Origin of the sequence: Kitasatospora sp. NPDC018058 (assembly GCF_044327205.1) — a bacterium.
GTDB lineage: Bacteria > Actinomycetota > Actinomycetes > Streptomycetales > Streptomycetaceae > Kitasatospora.
In genome coordinates this window covers 22,246-44,096 of the sequence record NZ_JBIRFA010000049.1, presented here as the reverse complement: position 1 = coordinate 44,096, position 21,851 = coordinate 22,246, and the positions used below count along the sequence as shown (strand labels likewise).

Genomic DNA, 21,851 nt, shown 5'->3' with positions numbered 1-21,851 from the left:
CAGGCTATGCGAAGGGCGTTAAGGACGTGTCATCGGCCCGCGTTAAGAAATCGTCATGGCTTCGCAGGTGGGGGCGGTTGGCAGGGCACGGCTGGCCGGATGCCGGGGCGGGGGCTGTTTCCCCGCCCCGGCGTCTCGGAGCTTGGATCGGGGTTACGCCTGGTAACCGAGGACGGTCATCATGCCGGCCTCCGAGTGGTAGACGTTGTGGCAGTGCACCATCCACAGACCCGGGTTGTCGGCGTCGAAGTCCACCGCCAGGGTCGTGCCCGGCAGCACGATCGCGGTGTCCTTGCGCGGGCCGTCACCGGCCAGCGCGAAGGTGTGTCCGTGCAGGTGGACGGGGTGCCACATGCTCGTGCTGTTGCGGAACTCCAGCCCCCCCCGCCGCTATCCATGTCGTTGCGCAGCGCGAGGCCGTGCCAGTGCAGTGAGGTGGACTGCGGCAGGTGGTTGGCGAGGGTGACGGCGAGCGTCTCGCCGAGCGTGGCGCGCACCTCCTGGCCGGGCAGGCGGTCGCCGTACGCCCAGCTGCGGACGGTGCGTCCGCCCAGGTCGAGGGTGGTCTCGGTGGCGGTGAGCGCGACCTTGCGCTCGGGCCCGGGCTTGCGCGCGGCCTCGGCGGCGGCGACCTCGGGGCCGTTCGGGGCCACGAAGCCGGCGAGTGCGGCGGCCGGGGTGGCGGTGCCGTTCATCGAGGAGTGGTTCATGGACGAGTGGTCCATGCCCTTCATCGAGTCGGAGGAGCAGGCGGCGAGCAGGCCGCTCCCGGCGGCGGCGAGCGCGGCACCGAGGACGGTACGGCGGGTGGGAGTGCGCATGGCGGAGTGCACCTCGTGCGGTGGTGTGGGCGTACAGGACGTCGCGTCGGCCGTTCCGCATGCGGGCGCGAAGGAGCGCGCGCGGGCGCGGAGCGGCGGGCGCACGCCTACTGACGCGGCACCGACAGCCGATTGAGGAGTACCCGCCCGCCTCCGGGCGGCGGCAGCGCGCGGACGGCCCGCAGCAGACGGGCCCGCACCTCGGCGGCGGCGTCCCCGCTGCGGCGCAGCAGGGGGCAGACGGCCAGCAGCACCAGGGTCCAGCCGGCCAGGACGGCGAGACAGACCGTCATCGGGTCCATGCCGTCGGCGGCGGGGTCGGCGGTCGTCAGCGCCTGTGCCTGCGTTTGCAGCTGCGGCTGCGGCTGCGCCCGCTGGACTGCGCCGGCGTGGTGCTCCGGCATCTGTTGCGCCACCACCTCGTGTGCGCTCCGGCCCTCATGGCCACCGTGACCGCCGTGGTCACCGTGACCGCCATGGCCGCCGGTCGGATGGCCGAGCGTGTGCATCGTCACGATGCCCAGCAGCAGGGCGGCGAGGAGCAGCGGGCGCAGCGCCCACGGGACCGACGGACCGAGCGGGCGCAGCGCCCACGGGACCGACGGACCGAGCGGGCGCTGCTGCGCCATGGTTCGCCTCCCGACCGTCTCCGGCTGCCGCGTACCCCCGCGGGGTATCCCGAACTGCGACTGGAGACCGAGCCGGGGTCAGCCCCCGTTCACCCTCTTGGCAGGTGCAATTTCACATTGCTATGTTACGGCTCACCCGAGGCGGCCACGCCCCCACAGCGTCCGCCCCGGTCTCCCCCGGCAGTCCCGGGCCGGAAACGCACCCCACTGCCGCCTCGCACCGCCCCTGCCACTTCCCCCTCCAGGAGAACCGGTGTCAACTTCCCGCGTTGCCAAGCGAGTCCTGCTCGCCGCCGCGATGGCCGCCACCCTCACCCTGCCCACCCTGCAGAGCGCGCAGGCCGCCGCGCCCGCCGCGCCCTCGGTGACCGCCGCCAAGGCCAAGCCCACCCAGGCCAAGCCCACCCAGGCCGACCCCGACCAGCGCACCGCCTACGACGACGCCGACCACCTCGGCACCGCCGCCGCCAAGCCCGGCGCTCCCGCCCCGGCCCCCGGCGGCGGCTCCCTCGGCAGCACCCTGATCCCCGGTCTGCTGCCCGACCACGTCGGCGCGCCCGCCCCGACCGCCGCCCAGCTCGCCGCCACCCCCGGCAGCACCGCGCCCAGCACCACCGCCGGGGTGCCCTGCACCGTCGACGGTTTCACCGGCCTGAACCCGGATCAGCTGGTCGCCTTCCTCACCGACCCGGCCGTCACCGCCGACGGCTGCCTGCGCTCGGTCGTCTGGACCTGGGACGCCCGGTTCACCACCACCATGGACAACGCCCACGTCCAGGCCGTCGCCAACCGGATCACCCAGCTGTCCGCCACCGACGACGGCACCGGCACCTCGCACCTCTACGAGCTGTGGACGTACCTGCACGCCACCGTCTACCACGCCTTCAGCCACCACGAGCTGAACGTCGGCAACCCGGCCACGCTCGCCGCGATCCAGCAGGCCGTCACGGCGTACGCGGGCAGCGCGCACGCCTTCGCCGGCACCGACCTGGCCGCCGACATCCTGCGCGAGACGGCCATCACCGCCGGCGCCGACGGCCTGCGCCAGAACAACCTCGGCCTGGCCAAGCGCATCCTCGCCTCGCTCGCCCCCGGCACCGCCCTCGCCGACAACGCCCACTGGGGCAACGCCGTCCTGCAGGCGCTCAACCTCAACTACCTGGGCATCTACAACCAGGACCCGACCTTCCTCTCCGCCGTTGCCGCCGACGCCGACTACCGGGCCGCGTTCCGCACGTACGCCTCCTGGAGCCACCTCAAGGGCACCAAGAACGCCTGGGCCGCCCGCGACGCCGTCGCCGAGTACGGCCGCTTCGGCCAGGTCCCGGCCCTGCACGACGCGACCGTCGCCGACCTCGGCTCGCTGATCGGCACCACCAAGGCCGCCTTCGGCGAGTGGTCCGACCCGTGGGCCAAGGCGATCGGCTGGGCCAACACCTACGGTGTCTGCCAGCAGTACGGCGTCTGCATATCCGACCTGGAGGCCAGGCTCTTCCCGAACACGTACACCTACGACAACGGCGCCATCGAGGTCCGCACCGCCCTCGACAAGGCCACCGTCGACCAGATGTACTACGCCGGCAAGCAGGTGAAGAGCCAGTACTTCCGCGTCCTCGGCACCGACCAGCCGCTGGCCGGCGACGTCAACACCACCCTGCACATCCACCTGTACGCCTCGCGCGCCGACTACGAGGTGTACCACCCGATCCTCACCGGCTACAGCACCAACAACGGCGGCATCTACATCGAGCGCGGCGCCACCTTCTACACCTACCAGCGGCGCGTCCCGCAGGACTCCACGCTCACCCTCGAGGAACTGTTCCGCCACGAGTACGTGCACTACCTCAACGGCCGCTGGGCGGTGCCGGGTTACTTCGGCGACACCCGCTGGTACGCCAACGACAAGACCACCGCGATGGACGAGGGCACCGCCGAGTTCTTCGACGGTTCCACCCGCGACCAGGGCATCCTGGTGCGCAAGTCGCTGGTCCGCAAGCTCGCCTCGGACGAGGCCGCCGGCATCCCCCGGATGACCATCGTCCAGATCCTGCACGCCAGTTACGACGACACCCCGGCGTTCCACTTCTACAACTACGCCGGCACCTTCTTCGAGTTCCTCTGGCAGAAGCACCCTTCGCTGCTCCGCGAGATGTACGGCTACCAGCGCGCCGACGACCCGGCCGGCTTCGACGCCTGGCGTGGCCGGATGGGCGCCGACGCCGCCCTGCAGAACGAGTACTACGCCTTCCTGGACGCGCAGATCAAGAACGTCGACAACCTCTACGTCCCGTCGACCTCGTACATCGACAACGGCTCGCTCGACCTCGCCTGGGCCTCCGACGTCCAGGACGCGTTCGCCGAGGCCACCGGCGCCACGCCGAACTGCAAGGACAACGGCGACTGGGCCAACAAGCCGATGCGCTTCATCTGCACCGGCAAGGTCACCGCCAACCTCTCCGACTCCGCCAACCCGGACAAGGTCTTCAAGGACATGTCCGACACCGTGGACTACTTCCTGCTCAGCCGCACCAAGGACGTCGAGGACGCCAACAACCTCAACGACATGAACTGCACCTTCGGCAAGGTCGACGTCTGGAGCAACGGCAAGGCCGGCACCGCTGATTACACCTGCGAGGGCCCGCTGCGTCGGTGACTCGCAACCCCTGGGCGCGGTACGGATGGTGGGTCCGTACCGCGCCTCCTTCTCATTCCCCCCGCACCTGTCGGACGGCGGCCGCCAGGTGCTCCCGGAACCAACGATGGCCCGGGTCGGCCGAGTTGCGCGGGTGCCAGGCCATCCCCAGCTCCAGCGGGGCGAGTTCGAGCGGGATCGGGAAGGTGCGCAGTCCCAGCGCGTCGAGGGTCCCCGGCAGCCAGTCCGCCAGGCCGAGCGAGACCAGGTCGCTGTCCCGGGCCAGCAGCATCGCGCTGGTGTGGCTGGGCACCACCACCGCCACCCGGCGCCGCAGCCCGCGCTCGGCCAGCGCGGCGTCGATCGGCCCGAGCCGCTTGCCCCGCCGGGAGATGCCGATGTGGTCGGCGGCGGCGAAGCGCCGGGCGGTGATCCGCCCCGCGAACAGCGGATGGCCGCTGCGGGCCACGCCCACCACCGGTGCCTTCACCAACGGCCGGGTGCGAATCTCCGGGTCCAGCTGCCCGAGCACGCCCACCTCGACGTCCACCGGCCCCTGACGCAGCGCCGGCCCGCCCTCCAACGCCTCCGGCAGGAACAGCACGTCGACCTTCGGCGCCTCCGCGCGGATCCGCTCGGTCAGCGGGCCGGCCACCCGGACCAGCACCAGGTCGCTGGTCTGCACGGTGAAGGTCCGCTCCAGGTGCACGGGATCGAACCCGGCCCCGGGACGCAGCACGTTCTCACAGCCGCGCAGCAACGCGCCGACCTCCTCGCGGAGTTCGACCGCCCGCGGGGTCGGCACCAGACCCTGGCCGGCCCGCACCAGCAGCGGGTCGCCGACCGCCCGGCGCAGCCGGGCCAGCATCCGGCTCACCGCCGCCGGCGAGGTGCCGAGCCGCTCGGCGGCCCGGGTCACACTGTGCTCCTGGAGCAGGGCGTCCAGGGCCCGCAGCAGGTTGAGGTCCATTTGAGGCTCCTGAACTGTACTTTTGCGCCTGAGGCAACTATCCCTTGCCAATCCTTGCATTGTTCCGCCGCACCGGGCCGCCGAGAGTGGAGCCGTCCACTCGGAAACCCGTTCCACGGCGGAACCCGTTTCACCGCGGAAACCCTTTCAAGGAGCACCTGTGCCGAACGACCCCCGTTCCCACCTCGCCGGCGACGTCCTCGCCGTCGTCAGCCAGAGCGGACCGACCGTCTCCTTCTTCGACGCCGCCACCGACCGGATCCTCGACACGCTCGAAGTCACCGCCCAGCCGCACGAGTTGTGCTTCGACCCGACCCAGCGCCTGCTCTGGTGCACCACCGCCTACCGCTCCGGCTACTACAACGCCCACGACGGCCACCGCACCGAACTGACCGCCATCGACGCCGACACCCGCCGGATCGTCGAGGTGATCGACCTCTCCCCCGAGCACGGCCCGCACGGCCTGGCCCTGGACACCGCCCGCCGCCGCCTCTACGTCAGCGTCGAGGCCTCGACGGACCGCCCCGGCGGCGTCGTGGTCATCGACACCGCGACCCGCCGCCCGATCGGCCGGATCGACACCGACGCCCCCGGCCCGCACTGGTTCGCCATCACGCCGGACGGCCGCACCGGCTTCGCCACCAACAAGGAGGCCCCGTTCGTCTCCGTCGTGGACCTCGACCGCGGCGTCCTGACCGCCAAGGTCGAGGTCCCCGGCAGCGAGGGCCTCGCCGTCTCCCCCGACGGCACCCTCGCCTACGTCGCCGCCCCCTACCTCGGCTTCGCCGGGAAGCCCGACTCCACCCCCGGCATCCGCGTCATCGACGCCCGTTCGGCGACGGTGGTCGCCACCCTCCCGACCGAGAACGCCGTGCTCCCGGTCCATCTGACCGCCACCGGCAAGCTCCTGGCCGGCGAGATCCGCTCCGTCCCCGACCCGACCTCCCCGCTCGGCAGCCAGGCCCCCGGCCGCCTCACCGTGTTCTCCGCCGACACCCACCGGCAGCTCGGCTCCGTCGAGATCGGCCTCTTCCCCCTCACCATCACCTCCTCCCCCGACGGCCGCCTCGCCTACGTCTCCAGCGTCGTCTCCTCCACCGTCGACATCATCGACCTGGACATCCTCACCCCCGTCTCCCGCCTCACCCTCCCCAAACTCGCCGAACCCGGCGCCCACGGCCTCGCCTACCTCCCCCGCCCGGCCTGACACGCGCGGCCTGACACGCCATCGGACTCCGGGCGCGGCCCGCGCCCGGAGTCTTGCCGCCGCCCGAGTCGAGGCGCATCCTGAGTCCCACCCGTCGTTCCGGGGAGACACGATGAAACGCGGCTTCGGTGCGCTCTGTTCGACGGCAGCGCTGGTAACGGCCCTGGCCGCGGCCGCCGCGTGCGAGCCGATCCCCGTCCCCGGCCCGATCCGCCACCCGGTCCTCCTCCCCGAACCCGCCCCGCCGTCCGCCCAGTGGATCGTGGACCTCGTCGGCTCGCTCAACACGCCACCCCAGTGCCCGAAACCGACACTGCCGACCCTGGTGGTCCTCGACACCGACGGCCGGTACCGGGCGATGGCGTTCTGGCTGGTGGACAACTTCGACGTCTGCTACGCCATCGTCAACCACAACGGCGAGGCGCCCACGACCATCTGGTTCACCGCCATCGAGGACCTCGTCCCCCGCACCCCCATGCCGACCGACACCACGGCAGGTGTGGACGCCTACGCCTTCACGGCCTACCGCGGCCAGGTGGACGACATCGAAGTCTCCGGCGACACCGGCCACATCGTCAGCCCCGTCCACCACCGCACCATCGACCTCGGCGCCGGCGACCTCGGTGGCGGCGATCTCGTCACCTTCGCCGAATACCACTATCGGATCCCCCCGACCGGCAAGCCCCTCTCCATCGCCCTCTGCACCCCCACCGGCACCTGCCGCGACGCCCACTGACCCACCCGAACGCAGCACCCACTCCCGGCGTGGACCCGCGCGCCCGCTCAGCGGACCACACCGTGACCACCACACACGGCAGTTGGGGGTCCGCGCCCCGCGATCGGGACGATTCCGAGACACCCCCGGGTCTTGTCGGCCGCCGCGCACCGGGCGACCCTCAGCGGACGGTGAGGTCGGACGAGCCGCTATCCGGGGCCGCGACCCGGACCGATCCCCGAGGAACGCCCTCCAGGGGCGTGGACACGGGCGGGGACCGGTCCCCTCCTGCTGACTGGGACAGTCCCCGCCAGCCGAAGGCGCCCGTCCCTACCAGCGATGTCCGGCACCGCCAAGCCGGGACGCCCCACCGACACGCAGCGGGCCATCGAGGAGGCCGTGGGCCGGGAGCGGGGTGGGACCGCGTAGCCGCCTCCGGTGCCGTCCGTCCGGGGCGGTCGTGACCGAGCACTCGGTCGCGGCCCGTTACGAGCGGCGCGTGATCCGGGCGGTCTGCGACAGCGACACGCAGATGACGGAGGTGGCGGCCCACACCAGGGGAACTGTCCACGGGCTCCACCACATGAGCGCCAGCGAGACGGCCGCGGCCGCCAGCAGCGCGACGGTGACCGGCAGCACAACGTCGCGCCGGTACCGCCTCAGCTGCTCGCCGAGGACCTCTTCGACGATCTCGGCGACCCGGTCGTCGATGGTGTCCCCGTAGTGCACGAGGAACTGCTCGATGTCGTCGGTCCTGCCGGCCGGGCAGGGGCGGCCGGCGGCGCTCGAGTGTCGATCGGTCATGTCCCCACGATGTCGCACCGGGCGGCGCCGGGTCGGCAGCGTGAACCCACCGGCCGGACGGGGGTAAACCCTACCCCCCGCTGGTGGGCTCTCCTCGCTGTCGACGGGTGGTCGGGTTGGGTACCGTCCCCTTGTCGAATCGAGGCGCGGACGGTGACCTGGTCGCCGCCCGCACTGCCCACGAGAGCGGGTCCGAAGCAGTTGACCGAGAACATCGCCGGCCGTGCCACCGGCAGAGCCCGGACGGACGCCCGGCCACCCCGCGAGGTGGTGCCGGGCAATCCGCTGCGCGCGCTGGCCTCCCCCGTGCTGTGGCGGGCGTCGATCCACCTGGCACTTGACGGTCTGGTGGCGCTGGCGGGACTGGCCGTGCTGGTCGTGCTGGTCGTCGCCCTCTGCCTGGCGCCGGCCGGCCTGGTGGGCCTGCCGCTCACGGTGGCGGCGGGGTGGGCGCTGTTCCGGCTGGCCGCCGTCGAGCGCGCCCGGTTCGCCGTGACCTGCGGGCTGGAGCTCGACGAGCTGCCGGCGCCGGTCTCTTCGTGGCGGTTGGCCAAGTCGCTGCAGTCGCTCGTCCACAACCCCTGCACCTGGCGGCTGATCGGCTACTTCGTACTGCTGATGCCGGTGGCGGTGGTGACCGTGGTCGGGGTGGCGCTGATCTGGGCCGTGCCGCTGACCCTGGTGCTGCTTCCGGCCTACTACCGGGGCCTGCCCGGCGGGCAGGCCCAGCTCGGGCCGTTCGTGGTGGATTCCCTGCCCCGGGCGCTGCTGGTCGCGGCGGTGGCGCTGCTGGTCGGCGCGGTCCTCTCCCCCCTGATCGTCAAACTCCTGCTGGCGCTGGACACCGCGCTGGCCGTCGCACTGCTCTCCCGGCCCCGCGGCATGGAGCTGGAGCAGCGGATCAACGATCTGACGGAGAGTCGAGCCCGGGTGGTGGACGCCGCCGAGGCGGAGCGCAAACGGATCGAGCGGGACCTGCACGACGGTGCCCAGCAACGGCTGGTGGCGATGTCGATCACCCTGGGCCGGGCCAGCTCACGCTTGAAGAAGTCCGGTGACCACGAGACCAACAAGCTGGTCGAGGACGCCCGGCGGGAAACCCTCAGCACCATCGCCGAGTTGCGCAACCTGGCCCGCGGCCTGCACCCGCCGGTGCTGACCGACCGCGGCCTGGAGGCGTCGCTCTCCGCCGTCGCCGCGCTGGCTCCGGTGCCGGTGCGCCTTGACGTCCTGGTGGAGCCGCGCCCCTCCTCCACCATCGAGGCGGTCGCCTACTTCACGGTGACCGAGGCGCTCACCAATGTGGCCAAGCATGCTCATGCGACCCGCGCTTGGGTGGAGATCCGGCGGGAGGGCGCCCGATTGGACGTTAAGGTCGGCGATGACGGACGTGGCGGAGCCGACCTCGCGGCCGGCACGGGTCTGACTGGTCTGGCGGACCGGGTGTCCGGGGTGGACGGGCGGTTCCGGCTCAGCAGTCCGGTGGGTGGACCGACCGTGATCGAGGTGGAATTGCCATGCGGGTAGTGCTGGCCGAGGACTCCGCGCTGCTGCGCCAGGGCATCGAACTGCTGCTCAGCGAACAGGGGATCGAGGTGGTCGCCGCGGTCGGCGACGGGGAGCAACTCCTGCGCGCGGTGGCCGAACACCGGCCGGACGCCTGTGTGACGGACGTCCGGATGCCGCCCACCTTCCTGGACGAGGGCCTGCGCGCCGCACTGGCGGTACGCGCCCGCTGGCCGGAGACCGGCGTCCTGGTGCTCTCCCACTACGTCGAGGAGCGCTACGCCATCGACCTGGTCAACACCGATGACAACGGGGTCGGTTACCTGCTCAAGGACCGGGTATCGGACGCCGAGGAGTTCGTGGACGCGCTGCGCCGGGTCGCCGCGGGCGAGACGGTCCTCGACCCGGAGGTGGTCAAGCAGTTGCTGGCCGGCAGCCGGCAGCGGGATCCGCTGTCCACCCTGACGCCGCGCGAGCGGGAGGTCCTCACGGCCATGGCGGGGGGCCGTTCCAACGCCGGGATCGCGGCCGATCTGGTGATCGGCACGGCGGCGGTGGAGAAGTACATCCGCAGCATCTTCGTGAAATTCGATCTGCAGCAGGAGGCAGGGGACCACCGCCGCGTGCTCGCCGTCCTGCGCTACCTGGGAGCCTGAGATCACTACCACACCGATGAAGCGCCGCGGCTGCCTCCTCATAGGGCTGGCCGCCCTCGCCGCGGTCGTCGCCATGGCCGCCAGTTGGATCGTGATCGACTTGCTTCCGGCGCACCACCCGTACAGCGGCAACTGGCAGCAGGACGCGGCCGGCGCCAGCCAGGTGACGGTGACGGTCCAGGCCGACGGAGTCGGCGCGACGCTGACTCAGGACGGCTCCTCGCAGGTCACGGTGGCCATGAGCGGTAGCTACACGGGCCGTGTCCCGCAGGTCTCCGTCACCCGGTCCGGGGCGGACGTCACGGTCACCGCCGGCTGCTCCGACGACTGCTCGGGGCACCTGCAGATCACGGTGCCGGCCGGCCTGGCCGCGCAGGTGAACACCGGGGACGCCGGGATCCAGGCGAAGGGCCTGACCGGCCGGCTGGATCTGACCACCGGGCTGGGCGGGGTCGAGGTGGACCAGTCGTCCGGCCCGCTGACCGTGCGGAGCACGGGCGGCGGGGTGACCCTCGCCGACAGCAGCGCCCCCAACGCCGAGGTGACCACCGACGGCGCGGTCAGCGCCTCCTTCACGGCGGCACCCGCCTCCCTGAAGGTCACCACGGGCTACGGCGGGGTCGACCTCAAGGTGCCTCACGACGCCACCTACCACGTCGACGCGCAGAGCTCCTGGTCGTCGCCGAGCGTCTCGCTGCCGAACACCGCCACGGACGCGCCGCACAGCGTGGTGGTGAAGACCACGCGCGGCGACATCATGGTCCACTGAGCACGCCCGTGCCGCGAACGACGGTGGCGTCCCCGGGAGATCCCGGGGACGCCACCGTCGTTCGGAGGATCAGCCGGCGACCAGCGAGGGGTCGACGACGAACTTCGCGTGCCGCTCCGGCTCGCCGAGTTCGGCGATCGCCCCGGCCAGTCCGTCCGGGCCGGTGACGCCGGTGGTGACGGCACCGGCGTCGATCCGGCCCTCGGCGATGTCCCGCAGCGTCTGGCGGTACTCACCCGGGCTGCCGCCGAACGACCCGCGGATGTCCAGCTCCTTGCCGGCCACCCACGGCCTGCAGCACGTCTTCGCCGATCGCCAGGGCGACACCGTGTTCGCCGCCGTCCTCTTCGTCTCCCACGCCCGGCTGCATGACGCCGAGGCGGCCACACTCGCCGTCGGCACCGCCTACCAGCGCACGGGCGGCGGACGGCTGAGTCATCTCGCCGCCACCCCGGTGCCGGGGTTCGACGACCTCCTGCTCTCCGGCGACCAGCCGGACGACCAGAACTGACCGCCACGCGCCGGCGGCTCGAGGACGCCCCGGGGCTCCGGCACGGCAACACCTTGCCATGACAACAGCATGGCGCCGGTATTCGCTCACGTGTCCTCAACAGCCTGTCACCACGGAATCGCAGGCCGATCAAGGCCTGGGAACCAGGACCGAGACACTCGCACACCACGGCCCGCGGATCACTCTCGACACACGATCCGGGGGAACAGCGGCATGAACACCCACGCACGACGGGCCAACCTCGCGGCCGCGGCCGCCGCCGCACTGGCGACGATCACCCTCACCCTCGTCGCGCCCGCCATCGCATCCGGAGTCAGCGCCGCCGCGCAGCCGCGGGCCGCTGCCGTCCCGGCCGACACCACCACCCCGCCCGACAACAACGGCTGGGACTGACAGGTGGGTTATCCCTACCCCGGTTCGGTGGGCTGGCAACGTGTCCGGCCCGGCCGAACTGCTGTTGGCTGGAGGGCAGATGGTCAGTGCAGGGCGGCGCAGGTGCGCCGCCCCGCAGCGCCACCGCGAACCACCGGTGAAGGCCACTGGCCAACGGCGGCATCCACATCCACTGAGCGGGCACCGCCGCCCCACGCCGACGACCAACGTTGGAGAAGAACTATGCGCCACCCCTCCTCACCCCTGCGCGTCCCGTTCGGCAAGGCCGGCATCTGGGCCCTTGCGGGCGCCTCGGTCGCGGCCGCGGCCACCGCCTGGTGGGTGACCGACTCCGCGCCGTACCCCTACGCGCAGCACCGACTGCTCGACCTGCCACTGCCGTTCCTGTCCTGGGAGCGGCTGGCCGAGCAGCTCCAGCCGCTGCCGGGCGAGCGGATGCTGGAGATCGGTCCCGGCACCGGGCTGCAGTCGCTCCAGGTGGCGCCCCGGCTCGGCGCCGACGGCCGGCTGGACATCGTCGACATCCAGCAGGAGATGCTCGACCACGTGATGCGCCGGGCCGCCGGATCCGGCCTCGACACCATCGTCCCCACCCTGGCCGACGCGCGCGAACTCCCCTTCGACGACGCCACGTTCGACGCCGCCTACCTGGTCACCGCGCTGGGCGAGATCCCGGACGTCCCCGCCACCCTGAGCGAGCTGCGCCGGGTCCTCAAGCCGACCGGTCGCCTGGTCGTCGGCGAGTTCTTCGACCGCCACCAGATCCGCCCGGCGACCCTGGCCCGGCACGCCAACGCCGTCGGCCTGCACGTCATCCGGCAGTCCGGACCGGCTCTGGCCTACTTCGCGCTGCTGCGGCCGTGCACCTCGGGTTCCGACGGCCGGCCGCACGCCGGTGCCGCGGACCGGCGTGCGGCCACCATCGGCTCCTGATCGGGACTGGAGGACCATCGTGAACAACCCCGGTATCCGGCGCGCGGCCGAGAGCGAGTGGGGCCCGCTCTACCGCCGGGCGCGCGCCCGGCTGCGGGCCAGGGGCGCCGCCGCACTGACCCTCACCGTGGTCTCCAGCTGCCTGGTGCTGCTGTTCGCGGCGGTCGACGAGTTCCCGAGCGGGGCGGCCTTCGTCTCCCGGATAGGCGTGGTCCGGGCCACCGAGCCGTGGGACGTCGCGCTGCTGCGCTTCCCGGTCTCGATATTCGTGCCGGCCCTGGACCTGCCGGTCTGGGGGGCGCTGGCCCAGGTGTTCGTGGTCTTCGCGATCGCCGAGCTGACCCTCGGCCCGTGGCGCACGCTCGCCGTCGGGTACACCTGCTCGCTGGTGGGCACCTGCTACGCGCGCTTCGGGGTGTCCCGGCCGCCCGGCCACCTGCTCCACCTGCCCGCCGCATTCGCCCAGGTCCGGGACACCGGGCCGTCGGCGGCCGTAATCGGACTGGGCCTGCTGGTCGCCTGGCGGTTCGGGGCGCGCTGGACCGCGCTGGGCGTGGTGCTGCTGACGGCCGCGATCACGGCGGTGGACCCGGAGTTGGCGGGTTACGAACACATGGCCGCGCTGGTGACCACCGCCTTGCTGCTGCTCGCGGACGGGGTCGCCCGCAGGCTGGCCGCCCGCGGTGCGCACGGCTCCGCCGCCGTGGCACCCCGGCCGCGGTGACCTGACCGGCAGGTGATGCCCTCGGCGTTGAGACCGTCTACCGGGCCGTCTCCACCCTGCGGAACGCGTTGAACGCCGCCGTCCGCTCCTGGCGCCTGCACTACCACCCGGCCAAACACGCTGTCCTCCCGAAGCCGCGTGCCGAGGAGCGCACCTGCTGGACCCCCGACCAGGCCGCCACGTTCCTTCGTTACGGCGCCGAGCACTACGCCGGCCAACTCACCGACCTGTTCGAGGGCATGCTCGGCACCGGCATTCAGTCGGTGTCGGGGACGATGAGCCTCACAGGCTCACGTCATTCCCGCGGACCGCGGGGTCAGGGCTGCACAGCCAGCCGTTGATGGCGAAGCGGCTGTCCGCGTGCTGCTTGCTCGGGCAGCTGACTGGCCGTACCTCGTGCCAGGCGGTGGGTCGGAAGAACACGATGCTGTCGTGCTCGGGCTCCCAGTCCCGCCAGGTGCGCTCCTCCCACCTGCCGGTTGTCTCCGTGTGCAGCGGCAGGGCGGCGTCGAACACGCGCAACTCGCCCCCGTCGAAAGGCCGGGGCGTGCGATGCAGGTAATACACGAACGTGAGCAGACGTCGGGGGGCGAACTCGGCACTGGTGTCCTGGTGCGCCCGGTAGAAGTCGCCGTCGTTGTGCACGTTGAGGCCGTAGCCGGGCTCGGTGTACTGGCAGGAGACTCCCAGCGTGTGCTCGACCGCCTCCAGTACCCCATCGATGGCCGCCATCAACTCAGGCGCGGCGAAGTCCTGACACGAGCGGGACCGGCGAATGTCGGGAACCACCTGCTGGTCTTGAATCATGGAGGGCTTCAACGTGTCGCCGGCGCAGGCGATGGCACGCTCCAGTAGGGAGCCAGCCGTATGCTCGCCCAGGAACTGGGTGATGCGACAGACCGTCACCGGAAGCCGCCAGATCGCGTCCGTACACACTGGCGACCGCTGATCCATCACCTCGGACGGTCCCGTCGCTGCGTCGTTTCGTGCCACAGTGTCCTGACCTGTCATAGGGTCCTGCCTTCTGGATCGCGATGGGTGTTCCGCAGGGGCCAACTCCCCCAAGCTCCCCACGCACTGGGCGGCGAGCGTGGGCTGCGCCCGTGGCCGCCGGCGGTCCGTCCCTGCGACCGCCGGAGTATCACAGCGGGCCGTCCGGCGTCGTCACGCGGCCTCGGGCGTGGTCCTGGTCGCGGCTTCTCGCAGCCGATCCACTTCGGCCGTGAGTTCTTCCACGCGGCGGTGCAGTGCCTGGACGCACACCAGGGCGACGCCGAGGCCGTCGACGACGGGGATGGTGGTGTCGTCCTGGTTGAAGCCGAAGGCGGCGTGCCAGTCCTGGGCCATCGGCCCGAGGTGGCGCATGTCCTCGGGCTCCCAAAGGTAGCGCCAGGTACTGATCGGCAGTGCGGCCACGGTCTCCAGAACCGCGTGGCCGTTGACCGCACCGACCGGGGCCACAGCGCCGCTCTCCCGCGCGCCGGCCGAACGACGGGCCGGGACACCGTGGTCAGCCGCCCGGGGCCGTCGGCGGAAGACCCGCACCTCTACCGGCTCCAGTCGACCGGGACCACGTCCTGCTTGAGCCCGCGGTCACTGCAGATGGCGCATGGCTGCCCCGGGACACCGGGGCCCTGGTCGGTGCCGACGGTGATCGCCCCGTGCGCCCCGACCGGGGCGTGGACGCCGTCGCCGACCAACGCGGCCTCGTAGCCGCCCAGCAACTCCTGGAGGGTTCCGGGACCCAGGTCCTCCGGAGCGGTGATCGCGGCGATTCCGGTGTCGTCCGTGTACGCCATTCCCAGCGTCCGGCCGCCCATGGTGGCGAACACGATCTTCGCACCGCGGATGGGCTCCCCGGTCACCGCGTCGGACGCCGCCGCGTTGATGTTCTCCAGTTGCATCTGGGTGACATTCAAGGTGGCCTGGCTGGCCGTGAGCCTGGTCGGCTTCAGGCTGGGGCATTCCGCCCCGCTGCTGCACGACGCGGCCGACGGGGTGGTCGCAGAGGCGGTGACACCGCTCCCCGCGCCCAGCGACGCCAAAGCCGCGGCCATCACCGCGACGGTCTTACGACCTACAGAACTCATGTCCACTCCCATGGGAACTACCCGAGCGTGATCCGCACCAGCGCATGACGGCCGAGACGGCCTGGGCACGTGCAGCACGCGACGGGGCGCCGTCCTCCTTCGGACGACGCAACCGAGCGTAACCACGCCCATCTGGCGCAACCAGCTGACAAGCACGAGTTCGCACCATCTGATGAACGGCCGGCAGAACGGTGACGAACACGATCGACACACACAGACCAATGAGCGATCGCCGAAGAACACGCCACAACCGACGCACGACTCCGTTGCCCAATTCGACCCACCTTGTGGGGGTACAGGAGCGCCGCTAACCAGATATGCAGCTGCAGAAGAAGATCTCAGCCGGTACCGACACCCAAACCTTGCCGTCCGCGAGGCTCTGATGGGAGTGTCATGAATTCGGAAACCTGATAGTCCCAGCGGCTCTGGAGGAGGAGGAACTGCGCAAGGCGGTCCCGCAGGTCGAGGTCGTGGTGCGCCACGATGCCGAGGCCCGCGAGAGAGTCGTCGTGCTGCTCGGCGGTGTCGAGCAGCCGAGTGCTCGGCGGTGTCACCAACGAGTACCGATACGCGGCCTGACCAGCAACGACCAGTTTCCGAACGGCACAGGGTGCGGCGCCCGGCGCTGCCTGCGATGCCGTGCGAGGGCGTACCCAGCAGAAGGCAGAGGGGCCGCGGTGCCGGCCTGGGGGCTAGGCGTGCCGCAGACCGTGTCCTACCTGCAGAGATAGCACAGCAGGCAGACCCCTCGCGCCCTCCACGGGCTCACCCGGCGGACAGCCGCTGCTGCCTCACCCACGCAGGCACAGGTTCCGTGATCACGGCGCCGCGCAGAAACTCGCACCCCGGTGAGCAGCGACGAGGACAGGAACAAGGCCAACGTGGAGACTCGGTGCCGTTGCCGCCAGTAGGTGAGCACTCGTGCCGCCGGAAGCATCCGACTTCCGGGTCAGACCGTGTCTCCGCTGGTCGGCCGGTGGACCTCTATGCGTGGCGGGCGGCGGAGATCTGGCCGACCAGGACGGCGAACGGCATGTCCAGGACGGTGTAGAGGGCGGCGGCCTCGGGAGCGGCGTTGTCGGCCAGGGCCTCGACCATGAGGGTGGCGTAGTCGCTGACGATGACGCCCGCCTGCTGCATGCGCAGCAGTCCGGCCTCACGCTTGGCCTGGCTGAAGGTGCCGGAGGCGTCGACGACGACGTAGGCGTCGTAGCCGGCGGCCGTCGCGGAGATCGCGGGCAGTGCGGCGCACACCTCAAGCGACACCCCGGCGAAGACCAGCTTCTGCCGGCCGGTGGCTTCGATGGCCTCGCGGACCCGGTCGTCGTGCCAGGCGTTGACCGTGCTGCGGTCGATGATCTTCTGTCCGGCCGGCAGCACCTGGACCAGCTCGGGGGCGGTCGGCCCCCACATGCTGTCGGCCGCCGTGGTGGTGACGACCAGCGGGATACCCAACACGGTCGCCGCGCGTGCCAGCGCCACCACGTTGTGCTTCAGCTCGCCGAGCGGGATGTCCCGGACGCCGGACAGCAGGCCCACCTGGTGGTCGACCAGTACCACGGCGGCGTTCTCCCGGGTGATCGGCTCCAGAAACTTGCTGCGCTCGCTCATCTTTCACTCCTTCGGAGGTTGAGCCACACCCTCATCGGTCATCAATCGTGATGGTCGGTTTTGAGCGGCCTGCTCCAGATGGAGGCCGCCACCTCCATCATGCGCACGATCGAGGAACGCCACGCGAAGGCACTGGGCACGCAGGAGTGCGCCGCCTTCAAGACCGCTCTCCATCGCGTGGCCGATCGCCAACGCAGGGCCCGGCGCGACAGCCCGGGCGCCGGGACGAAGCCAGGGCAACTGAGCGACCTGTGAGTCAGGGCCGGACCGGCGGCGGCCGACAGGTGGTCCTCGCCCGCTGCGGCGGAGAGTTCGGTGAGTCGGGAGCCGAGGATGACCCGGCCCTGCAGGTCCCTGGCGACCAGTCGGTGGTGTTCGAGTGCGACGGCGAGTCGGTGGGCAGTTGGCCGGGCCAGGCCGGTAGCGGCGACCAGTCCGGCCAGGCTGGCGGGGCCGGCCTCCAGGGCGCCGAGGATCGAGGTGGCCTTGTCGAGCACGCCGACGCCGCTCGTGCTTTCCATGATTGGGTACTCCAGTCTCAAGTCCCGCGAGCGACAGACGGGTCGCGCTCGCGGAGGCTCCGGGCGGGAGGGGGCGACGGTCAGCGGGAACAGGCCGACAGAAATACAGGAATCCCCGGACGACCCGCCACCCCGAAGGCCCGTTCAGAGCAGCGTGGGCGCGTGGAAGGTGCCGAGGGCGCCGGAGGCGAGGTCCCGGTCCAGCCAGTAGCGGCGCGGTTCGGCGAGCATCACGTAGACGCTGACCGCCAGGATGCCCGGGATCTCGGCGAGCTCCTCGTCGATGAAGGCCGCCAGGGCGGAGCGGTCGGTGACCAGGCCGGTACAGAGAACGGACAGGTCGCTGGCGACGTGGACGGCGAGGCGGGTCTGGGGCAGCCGGTCGAGGCGCTGCATGACCTCGGGGGTCTCGCCGGGGGCGACCCGCAGGCGGAGCATGAACGGGGTCTGGAAGCCGAGCCGTTCCGACACGATCTCCAGGCGCGGTTTGACCCAGCGCTCGTCCAGGACCCGGCGCACCACCCGGTGTGCGGTGGAGGTGGGCAGGGCGGCGGAGCGCGCGATGCTCGCGGCGGAGGCCCGGCCGTCCTGGATCAGTTGCGTGACGACGCTGCGCTCGGCATCACTGAGGGGCTTGGCGGGCGGGTTGGCCGTCGCGGTGCCCTCCGGGCTGACCCCGGCGAGTTCCAGCAGGCCGGCGCGCTCGGCGTCGGTGAGGAACTGCGGGTCCCAGGTGGCGCCCCGGCGCAGGGTGCTGAGCGCGGGCAGGGCGTTGACGCGGCGGACACCGGGGATCGAGAAGAGCCGGTCGATCGCCTCGCTGGTGGCCGCCTCGGACGGGGCGTGGATCACGGCGTAGAGGGGGTAGTCGCCGGAGATCTGCGCCAGCCGCTGGACGTGGGGAAGGTCACGCAGCCGCTCCAGGACCGCCAGCGGGGTGTCGCCGGCGATGTCCAGGAAGACGTGGACCGGCATCGCCGTGGAGTGCAGGCCCCAGTCGGCCTGCCCGACCACGCGCACCATGTGGGCCTTGTGCAGCCGGTCGTAGCGGCGTTTGAGGGTGCCCGCGTCGGCGGACAGGATCGCGCCGATGTCGTCCCAGGTGGCCCGGGGGGCTACGTGCAGCGCCCCGATCAGGCGCCGGTCGAGCTCGTCGAGGAGAGGCCCAGTCATGTTTCCGTACCTTAGACTGCCAGTTGATCCCATCGTGACACAGGAGATCTAGCAAATCTCTCACTTGGATGCCATTGTGTGCGAAAACATCCCTCAGTAGTGCCGAAAGGGTAGCCATGAGTGCCACCATGACCGAGTCCCGGGAGACCGAGCCCGGCTCGAGATCCATGCGCGCCATGAACCGCGCGATGGCGGCGATCGAGAAGGCCGGCAACCGGCTACCCGACCCGTTCTGGATGTTCTGGGCCCTCGCGGCCCTCGTCGCCGTGCTCAGTGCCGTGCTGGCCGCCGAGCACGTCGGCGCGGTGCTCCCCGGCACGCACAAGACCGTCAAGGTGCAGAACCTGCTCAGCAAGGACGGGTTCAACCTCGTCGTCGGGCACGCCGTCGACAACTTCGCGAACTTCCCGCCGCTGGCAACCGTGCTGATCGTGATGCTCGGCATCGTCGTCGCCGAGAAGAGCGGGCTCTTCGAGACGCTGCTGCACCGCCTGGTCGCGCGGGTGCCGGGCAAGTTCCTGACCTTCGCGCTGGCGCTGACCGCCATGGTCAGCCACGTCGCCGGTGACGCCGCGTACGTGACCCTGATCCCGCTCGGTGCCGCGCTCTACCGGGCCGCCGGCCGCAGTCCGGTCCTCGGCTGCGTCGTCGCCTACGTGTCGATCTCCGCGGGCTTCAACGCCTCCCCGTCGCTCACCACGACCGACGTGCTGCTGTCGTCGGTGTCCACCGCCGCAGCCCATGTCGTCAGCCCGCACTACGTCGTGACCCCAGTGGCGAACTACTACTTCGGTCTCGCGTCCTCAGTCCTGATGGCGGTGGTGATCACGATCGTCGTCGAGACGGTCCTCACACGGCGCTCGGACCTGGAGCCCGACGAGGCGGTGGCCGCCGCGCCGATCGACGAGAAGGCGCAGGCGCAGGCAATGGAAGCGACCGCGCGGCAGCGGACCGCGCTGCGCGGGGCCGCACTGGTCGCGCTGGGCCTCACCGTGCTCCTGGTGGTGGCGATGATCCCGACGCACTCGCCACTGCGCGGCGACCACGGCGGCATCGTCAACTCGCCGGTGTTCAGCGGCATGGCACTGGTTCTCGGGGTGTTCTTCGCCGTGATCGGCTGGGTCTACGGCCGACTCGCGGGCACCTTCCGCGGTGCCCCCGACGTGATGGCCGCGATGGCCGACGGCACCAGGTCGATGGCCCCGACCATCGTCCTGTTCTTCGCGCTGTCCCAGTTCCTCGCCTACTTCAAGTGGACCAACCTGGGTGACGTCCTCGCCGTCAAGGGCGCCGAGCTACTGCGCGACCTCCACCTGAGCGGCTGGCTGGTGCTGCTCGGCGTGGCCGTGCTGATCGCCGTGATGAACCTGCTGGTCACCAGTGGCTCCGCGCTGTGGGCGCTGGTCGCCCCGGTCCTGGTGCCCATGCTGATGCTCACCGGCATCCACCCGGAGGCCACCCAGGCCATGTACCGGGTCGCCGACTCGGTCACCAAGTGCATCACCCCGATGAGTCCGTTCTTCATGATGGCCGTCGCCTACCTGCGCCAGTACCGCAGGAACGCCGGCATCGGCACCCTCGCCTCCTTCACCCTCCCGGTCGCCGCCGTCGCCTGGGTGGTCTGGGTCGCCTTCTTCCTCATCTGGTACCTGCTCGGCATCCCCTTCGGCATCGGCTGAGCCGCCCGCCCGACTCCACCGGAAACCACGCCACCCGTTCGCAAGAGAAAGCCGATCATGTCTGCGTCGCCCGCCGCCCCCCTCATCGACTGCGCCCAGGAGGTCTCGCCGGAGATCGTCAGCGACATCCTGACCCTCGTCGACCAGGAAACCAGCAGCTACGACCTGCCCCGTCTCTCGGCCGGCCTGGACCTGCTGCACGACCTCGCCGTCCACCGGCTCGGGCAGCCCGGCCACGAACACCGCCACCCCGGCGGCGAGCGCGGCGACACCCTCATCATGACCTACGCGGGCACCGGCCCCGGGCACGTCGCGCTGGTCGGCCACTACGACACCGTGTGGCCGACCGGCACCCTCGCCGGCTGGGCGCCGCCGGAGGCGGACGGCCGGGCGAAGCTCAGCGGGCCGGGCATCTTCGACATGAAGACCGGTCTGGCCCAGGGGATCTGGGCCCTGAAGCTGGCCCGGGAGAGCGGCGTACCCGTGCCCACGGTCACCTTCCTCTTCAACGGTGACGAGGAGGTCGGCTCCCGGTCCTCACGCCCGGTGATCGAGGAGGTCGCGCAGCACGTGGACGTGACGCTCGTGCTGGAGCCGAGCGCGAACGGCGCGGTCAAGACCGCCCGCAAGGGCAACGGCACCTTCCGCATCACCGCCAGCGGCGTCGAGTCACACGCCGGACTGGCGCCCGAGGACGGGGCCAGCGCCATCACCGCGCTGTCCGAGTTCGTGGTCGCCGCCGCGGCCGTCGCCTCCCCCGATCTCGGCACCACGATCAACCCGGGGCTCATCACCGGCGGCTCCGCCGCGAACGTCGTCGCCGGGCTCGCCACCGCGTGCGTCGACATCCGGGTCAGCAGCGAGGCCGAACGGGAGCGCGTGGACGCGGAGTTGGAGGCCATCAAGGTTAGCGACCCGCGCGTGCGCATCGACATCGACCACGCCTGGAACCGGCCCCCGATGACCCTCAACGCCGCCTCCTCCCCCCTCCTCGACCTCGCCCGCGAGATCGCCCGCGAGCAGGGCCACGACCTGCCCGCCGCCGCCGTCGGCGGCGCCAGCGACGCGAACTTCGTCGCCGCCCTCGGCCTGCCGGTGCTGTGCGGCATGGGCGCGGTCGGCGACGGCGCCCACGCCCAGGGCGAGTTCATCTACCCCGACACCGTCCCCGCGCAGACAGCCCTGGTCGCCGGTCTGTTGGAACGACTGGCGGAACCGCTGCACCGCTGAACGGCGGCCGAGGACGGACCGCGACGACCGGCCTGTGTGACGGTCGTCGCGGTCCGTCCTCGTCGGGTCGGCCGGCCTCCTCGGCCAGTCGGGTGCAGAACTCCTGCGCGCCTCCCTCTGCTCTCTCAGGACACCTTCAACGCCCCCGCGTCGTGCGCGATGCCCCCGACGGCCAGGCTGCCGATGCGCTCGGGGGCCACGCCCAGCAGGTCGTCGCTGAGGACGGTGAAGTCGGCGAGCATGCCCCGGGCGAGGGTTCCCTTGCTTGTTCTGGTCG

At 71.4% G+C, this 21,851-nt stretch carries 22 protein-coding genes and 2 pseudogenes; 12 read left to right on the top strand and 12 right to left on the bottom strand.

All coding sequences use genetic code 11. From position 1 onward, the window contains the following. Positions 1-153: 153 nt before the first annotated feature. The 3 genes and pseudogenes from ACH4E7_RS38865 to ACH4E7_RS38855 all read right to left on the bottom strand — a co-directional run bounded on the left by ACH4E7_RS38865 (position 154) and on the right by ACH4E7_RS38855 (position 1,450). Positions 154-354, bottom strand: a complete 201-nt coding sequence (locus ACH4E7_RS38865) for a multicopper oxidase domain-containing protein (protein WP_396253915.1) — start codon at positions 352-354, stop codon at positions 154-156. A gap of 26 nt (positions 355-380) precedes the next feature. Beyond that, positions 381-821: pseudogene (locus tag ACH4E7_RS38860) on the bottom strand (multicopper oxidase domain-containing protein); the annotation flags it as partial. A gap of 107 nt (positions 822-928) precedes the next feature. Then, positions 929-1,450 carry a hypothetical protein gene (locus ACH4E7_RS38855; protein ID WP_396253914.1) on the bottom strand — a complete coding sequence of 174 codons (522 nt, stop codon included), beginning with the start codon at positions 1,448-1,450 and terminating at the stop codon, positions 929-931. 253 nt (positions 1,451-1,703) lie between these two features. Here ACH4E7_RS38855 and ACH4E7_RS38850 point away from each other — a divergent pair, with 253 nt between their 5' ends. After that, positions 1,704-4,103, top strand: a complete 2,400-nt coding sequence (locus tag ACH4E7_RS38850; RefSeq protein ID WP_396253913.1) for a collagenase — start codon at positions 1,704-1,706, stop codon at positions 4,101-4,103. Positions 4,104-4,155: 52 nt separating this feature from the next. Here the strand turns inward: ACH4E7_RS38850 and ACH4E7_RS38845 are convergent, their stop codons facing one another. After that, positions 4,156-5,052, bottom strand: a complete 897-nt coding sequence (locus tag ACH4E7_RS38845; RefSeq protein WP_396253912.1) for a LysR family transcriptional regulator — start codon at positions 5,050-5,052, stop codon at positions 4,156-4,158. A 160-nt stretch (positions 5,053-5,212) separates the two neighbouring features. On the opposite strand from ACH4E7_RS38845, the gene ACH4E7_RS38840 reads away from it, so the two are divergent. Continuing rightward, positions 5,213-6,259, top strand: coding sequence for a YncE family protein (locus tag ACH4E7_RS38840; protein WP_396253911.1), 1,047 nt, complete (start codon positions 5,213-5,215; stop codon positions 6,257-6,259). A gap of 112 nt (positions 6,260-6,371) precedes the next feature. Beyond that, a complete protein-coding gene (locus ACH4E7_RS38835) occupies positions 6,372-6,995 on the top strand; it encodes a hypothetical protein (protein ID WP_396253910.1) in 624 nt (207 codons plus the stop codon). 465 nt (positions 6,996-7,460) lie between these two features. Here the strand turns inward: ACH4E7_RS38835 and ACH4E7_RS38830 are convergent, their stop codons facing one another. Continuing rightward, positions 7,461-7,778 (bottom strand): hypothetical protein, encoded by a 318-nt coding sequence (locus tag ACH4E7_RS38830; protein ID WP_396253909.1) that lies wholly within the window; start codon positions 7,776-7,778, stop codon positions 7,461-7,463. 201 nt (positions 7,779-7,979) lie between these two features. Between ACH4E7_RS38830 and ACH4E7_RS38825 the strand changes: the two genes are divergently transcribed. From ACH4E7_RS38825 to ACH4E7_RS38815, 3 genes are read left to right on the top strand one after another with little or no spacing between them, the layout of a single operon-like run. Then, positions 7,980-9,305: a sensor domain-containing protein gene (locus ACH4E7_RS38825; RefSeq protein WP_396253908.1), complete on the top strand. Its 1,326-nt coding sequence runs from the start codon at positions 7,980-7,982 to the stop codon at positions 9,303-9,305. Then, entirely contained in the window at positions 9,296-9,940 is a 645-nt protein-coding gene (locus tag ACH4E7_RS38820) for a response regulator (RefSeq protein ID WP_396253907.1), read from the top strand. The genes ACH4E7_RS38825 and ACH4E7_RS38820 overlap by 10 nt, the downstream gene beginning before the upstream one ends. Before the next feature lie 16 nt (positions 9,941-9,956). After that, a complete protein-coding gene (locus ACH4E7_RS38815) occupies positions 9,957-10,709 on the top strand; it encodes a DUF4097 family beta strand repeat-containing protein (RefSeq protein ID WP_396253906.1) in 753 nt (250 codons plus the stop codon). A gap of 69 nt (positions 10,710-10,778) precedes the next feature. On the opposite strand, the gene ACH4E7_RS38810 is transcribed toward ACH4E7_RS38815, so the two are convergent. Next, positions 10,779-10,994, bottom strand: a complete 216-nt coding sequence (locus tag ACH4E7_RS38810) for a hypothetical protein (protein WP_396253905.1) — start codon at positions 10,992-10,994, stop codon at positions 10,779-10,781. On the opposite strand from ACH4E7_RS38810, the gene ACH4E7_RS38805 reads away from it, so the two are divergent. The 4 genes from ACH4E7_RS38805 to ACH4E7_RS38790 all read left to right on the top strand — a co-directional run bounded on the left by ACH4E7_RS38805 (position 10,972) and on the right by ACH4E7_RS38790 (position 13,270). After that, entirely contained in the window at positions 10,972-11,220 is a 249-nt protein-coding gene (locus ACH4E7_RS38805) for a hypothetical protein (protein WP_396253904.1), read from the top strand. The genes ACH4E7_RS38810 and ACH4E7_RS38805 overlap by 23 nt on opposite strands. 213 nt (positions 11,221-11,433) lie before the next feature. Next, positions 11,434-11,613 carry a hypothetical protein gene (locus tag ACH4E7_RS38800; RefSeq protein ID WP_396253903.1) on the top strand — a complete coding sequence of 60 codons (180 nt, stop codon included), beginning with the start codon at positions 11,434-11,436 and terminating at the stop codon, positions 11,611-11,613. A gap of 222 nt (positions 11,614-11,835) precedes the next feature. Further along, the gene (locus ACH4E7_RS38795; RefSeq protein ID WP_396253902.1) at positions 11,836-12,546 is read left to right on the top strand and encodes a class I SAM-dependent methyltransferase; all 711 of its coding nucleotides are present in this window, start codon (positions 11,836-11,838) and stop codon (positions 12,544-12,546) included. Between the two features lie 19 nt (positions 12,547-12,565). Beyond that, positions 12,566-13,270 carry a hypothetical protein gene (locus ACH4E7_RS38790; RefSeq protein WP_396253901.1) on the top strand — a complete coding sequence of 235 codons (705 nt, stop codon included), beginning with the start codon at positions 12,566-12,568 and terminating at the stop codon, positions 13,268-13,270. A 282-nt stretch (positions 13,271-13,552) separates the two neighbouring features. Here the strand turns inward: ACH4E7_RS38790 and ACH4E7_RS38785 are convergent, their stop codons facing one another. The 6 genes and pseudogenes from ACH4E7_RS38785 to ACH4E7_RS38760 all read right to left on the bottom strand — a co-directional run bounded on the left by ACH4E7_RS38785 (position 13,553) and on the right by ACH4E7_RS38760 (position 18,665). Further along, complete coding sequence (locus ACH4E7_RS38785; RefSeq protein WP_396253900.1) at positions 13,553-14,263, bottom strand: 2OG-Fe(II) oxygenase; 711 nt, start codon at positions 14,261-14,263, stop codon at positions 13,553-13,555. A 171-nt stretch (positions 14,264-14,434) separates the two neighbouring features. Beyond that, positions 14,435-14,731: a tail fiber domain-containing protein gene (locus ACH4E7_RS38780; protein ID WP_396253899.1), complete on the bottom strand. Its 297-nt coding sequence runs from the start codon at positions 14,729-14,731 to the stop codon at positions 14,435-14,437. Between the two features lie 86 nt (positions 14,732-14,817). Next, on the bottom strand, positions 14,818-15,360 hold the full coding sequence (locus ACH4E7_RS38775) for a hypothetical protein (protein WP_396253898.1): 543 nt from the start codon (positions 15,358-15,360) through the stop codon (positions 14,818-14,820). Between the two features lie 984 nt (positions 15,361-16,344). After that, positions 16,345-16,971, bottom strand: coding sequence for an isochorismatase family protein (locus ACH4E7_RS38770; RefSeq protein ID WP_396253897.1), 627 nt, complete (start codon positions 16,969-16,971; stop codon positions 16,345-16,347). Positions 16,972-17,222: 251 nt separating this feature from the next. Continuing rightward, positions 17,223-17,492 (bottom strand): annotated as a pseudogene (locus tag ACH4E7_RS38765) (helix-turn-helix domain-containing protein); the annotation flags it as partial. A 144-nt stretch (positions 17,493-17,636) separates the two neighbouring features. Further along, a complete protein-coding gene (locus ACH4E7_RS38760) occupies positions 17,637-18,665 on the bottom strand; it encodes an Lrp/AsnC ligand binding domain-containing protein (protein ID WP_396253896.1) in 1,029 nt (342 codons plus the stop codon). A gap of 116 nt (positions 18,666-18,781) precedes the next feature. Between ACH4E7_RS38760 and ACH4E7_RS38755 the strand changes: the two genes are divergently transcribed. Further along, positions 18,782-20,344 (top strand): AbgT family transporter, encoded by a 1,563-nt coding sequence (locus ACH4E7_RS38755; protein ID WP_396253895.1) that lies wholly within the window; start codon positions 18,782-18,784, stop codon positions 20,342-20,344. Between the two features lie 57 nt (positions 20,345-20,401). After that, positions 20,402-21,574, top strand: coding sequence for a M20 family metallopeptidase (locus ACH4E7_RS38750; protein ID WP_396253894.1), 1,173 nt, complete (start codon positions 20,402-20,404; stop codon positions 21,572-21,574). Positions 21,575-21,851 lie beyond the last annotated feature (277 nt).

What these genes read in the sequence shown, in the direction of transcription:
- ACH4E7_RS38755 (WP_396253895.1), top strand. Translation starts at nt 18,782, where the DNA reads ATGAGTGCCACCATGACCGAGTCCCGGGAGACCGAGCCCGGCTCGAGA.
- ACH4E7_RS38750 (WP_396253894.1), top strand. Translation starts at nt 20,402, where the DNA reads ATGTCTGCGTCGCCCGCCGCCCCCCTCATCGACTGCGCCCAGGAGGTC.
- ACH4E7_RS38760 (WP_396253896.1), bottom strand. Translation starts at nt 18,665, where the DNA reads ATGACTGGGCCTCTCCTCGACGAGCTCGACCGGCGCCTGATCGGGGCG.
- ACH4E7_RS38770 (WP_396253897.1), bottom strand. Translation starts at nt 16,971, where the DNA reads ATGAGCGAGCGCAGCAAGTTTCTGGAGCCGATCACCCGGGAGAACGCC.
- ACH4E7_RS38835 (WP_396253910.1), top strand. Translation starts at nt 6,372, where the DNA reads ATGAAACGCGGCTTCGGTGCGCTCTGTTCGACGGCAGCGCTGGTAACG.
- ACH4E7_RS38830 (WP_396253909.1), bottom strand. Translation starts at nt 7,778, where the DNA reads ATGACCGATCGACACTCGAGCGCCGCCGGCCGCCCCTGCCCGGCCGGC.
- ACH4E7_RS38805 (WP_396253904.1), top strand. Translation starts at nt 10,972, where the DNA reads ATGTCCAGCTCCTTGCCGGCCACCCACGGCCTGCAGCACGTCTTCGCC.
- ACH4E7_RS38865 (WP_396253915.1), bottom strand. Translation starts at nt 354, where the DNA reads ATGTGGCACCCCGTCCACCTGCACGGACACACCTTCGCGCTGGCCGGT.
- ACH4E7_RS38815 (WP_396253906.1), top strand. Translation starts at nt 9,957, where the DNA reads ATGAAGCGCCGCGGCTGCCTCCTCATAGGGCTGGCCGCCCTCGCCGCG.
- ACH4E7_RS38795 (WP_396253902.1), top strand. Translation starts at nt 11,836, where the DNA reads ATGCGCCACCCCTCCTCACCCCTGCGCGTCCCGTTCGGCAAGGCCGGC.
- ACH4E7_RS38855 (WP_396253914.1), bottom strand. Translation starts at nt 1,450, where the DNA reads ATGGCGCAGCAGCGCCCGCTCGGTCCGTCGGTCCCGTGGGCGCTGCGC.
- ACH4E7_RS38775 (WP_396253898.1), bottom strand. Translation starts at nt 15,360, where the DNA reads ATGAGTTCTGTAGGTCGTAAGACCGTCGCGGTGATGGCCGCGGCTTTG.
- ACH4E7_RS38845 (WP_396253912.1), bottom strand. Translation starts at nt 5,052, where the DNA reads ATGGACCTCAACCTGCTGCGGGCCCTGGACGCCCTGCTCCAGGAGCAC.
- ACH4E7_RS38800 (WP_396253903.1), top strand. Translation starts at nt 11,434, where the DNA reads ATGAACACCCACGCACGACGGGCCAACCTCGCGGCCGCGGCCGCCGCC.
- ACH4E7_RS38820 (WP_396253907.1), top strand. Translation starts at nt 9,296, where the DNA reads ATGCGGGTAGTGCTGGCCGAGGACTCCGCGCTGCTGCGCCAGGGCATC.